Source organism: Romboutsia sp. 13368 (assembly GCF_018336475.1).
Taxonomy (GTDB): Bacteria; Bacillota; Clostridia; order Peptostreptococcales; family Peptostreptococcaceae; genus Romboutsia.
In genome coordinates this window covers 511,607-512,227 of record NZ_CP048741.1, presented here as the reverse complement: position 1 = coordinate 512,227, position 621 = coordinate 511,607, and the positions used below count along the sequence as shown (strand labels likewise).

Sequence of the window (621 nt, the reverse complement as noted above, 5' to 3'; positions counted from 1 at the left end):
AAATTAGGTATTTTTAGAAGATATAATTATAATATATTTTTATAATAATTTAAGTATAAATGAAAGAGAGAACTGTCAGTTCTCTCTTTCATTTATACTTAATATCTATTTCATTTTAAATGTAGAACATATTGCTTCTGTATATATTCTTACATTATCTCCAGTTACTTGTATAACATCTGCTGTACATAATTTATTATTATTATAAGTACAATTTTCAGCAGTACAAACTATACAATCACAAGGTCCATCATCATTAGTATTATTAGTTAAAGTTGAATAGTGTTTTCTATCAAGAAAAGAACCACAACAAGTTTGATCTTCATCAGTTGCCCCTTTACTACCTACATCTATACGATTTGCATAGCAAACTCCACTACTATTATGAGAGCAATTTTCAACACTACAATTTATTTTATTCATATTTATACCTCCTTACCTCCTAAGATTTATTTAGAGAAATATCTATCTAATAGACCCTTAAATGCTCTACCATGTCTAGCTTCATCTTTACACATTTCATGAACACTATCATGTATAGCATCTAAGTTATGTTTTTTAGCAAGTCCTGCTAACTCTTTTTTACCTGAGCAAGCTCCATATTCAGCTTCAACTCTAGCA

The 621-nt window shown here is 28.2% G+C and carries 1 protein-coding gene and 1 pseudogene; both read right to left on the bottom strand.

What is annotated here, in order from left to right:
- Positions 1–105 precede the first annotated feature (105 nt).
- The gene (locus G3997_RS02165) at positions 106–423 is read right to left on the bottom strand and encodes a DUF1540 domain-containing protein (RefSeq protein WP_296647368.1); all 318 of its coding nucleotides are present in this window, start codon (positions 421–423) and stop codon (positions 106–108) included.
- A gap of 26 nt (positions 424–449) precedes the next feature.
- Positions 450–621, bottom strand: a pseudogene (locus tag G3997_RS11500) (NADH peroxidase); the annotation flags it as partial.

What these genes read in the sequence shown, in the direction of transcription:
- G3997_RS02165 (WP_296647368.1), bottom strand. Translation starts at nt 423, where the DNA reads ATGAATAAAATAAATTGTAGTGTTGAAAATTGCTCTCATAATAGTAGT.